The 600-nt window shown below is 54.7% G+C and carries 2 protein-coding genes; one reads left to right on the forward strand and one right to left on the reverse strand.

The window, feature by feature from the left end; translation table 11 throughout:
* Nucleotides 1-35 precede the first annotated feature (35 nt).
* Nucleotides 36-230 carry a hypothetical protein gene (locus tag FS665_RS23125; RefSeq protein WP_145193656.1) on the reverse strand — a complete coding sequence of 65 codons (195 nt, stop codon included), beginning with the start codon at nt 228-230 and terminating at the stop codon, nt 36-38.
* Nucleotides 231-341: 111 nt separating this feature from the next.
* Between FS665_RS23125 and FS665_RS23480 the strand changes: the two genes are divergently transcribed.
* Complete coding sequence (locus FS665_RS23480; RefSeq protein WP_178108399.1) at nt 342-500, forward strand: hypothetical protein; 159 nt, start codon at nt 342-344, stop codon at nt 498-500.
* The last annotated feature ends 100 nt before the right edge of the window (nt 501-600 follow it).

Consider the following 600-nt stretch of genomic DNA (forward strand, 5'->3'; position numbering starts at 1 on the left):
TCGGGGGTGCTACGCACCCTGGGCCCTCCAGACGCCTACGTTCGGCCTCCTGAGGTCGCGTTTCGCGTTGTCTGAACTTCCGCGCGCTTAGAAGCAAAAGCAAAAGCAAAAGCAAAAGCAAAAATAAAAACAAAGCGCTCTACGCTGATTATTTTTCGGTGGATCTTCCCAATATTGCCCTCTGCCTCCTGCAGAATATCTGCACGACTCAAATCCAAATCTTGCAGCATGGCATCGCTGATACTCGCCGATCTCGCCAACTACCGCCACTGCCTATACAACTCGATCAAGCGCGCGAGCTGCTGCCCCAGTTGCGGCCACAGTAAAAACCTATTTTACCGTTGCAGTTGCAGTTGCAGTTGCAGTTGCAGTTGCAGTTGCTGTTGCTGTTGCTGTCGCTGTTGCTGTCGCTGTTGCTGTTGCTGTTGCTGTTGCTGTTGCTGTTGCTGTTGCTGTTGCTGTTGCTGTTGCTGTTGCTTTGGCTTCTAAGCGCGCAATAGTTCAGGCAACACAAGTTGCGACTTCAGGAGGCCGAGCGTAGGCGTCTGGAGGGCCCAGGGTGCGCAGCACCCCCGACGGCGTAGCCGGAGGACGCGAGCT

Source organism: Pseudomonas sp. URMO17WK12:I11 (assembly GCF_007677725.1).
GTDB lineage: Bacteria > Pseudomonadota > Gammaproteobacteria > Pseudomonadales > Pseudomonadaceae > Aquipseudomonas.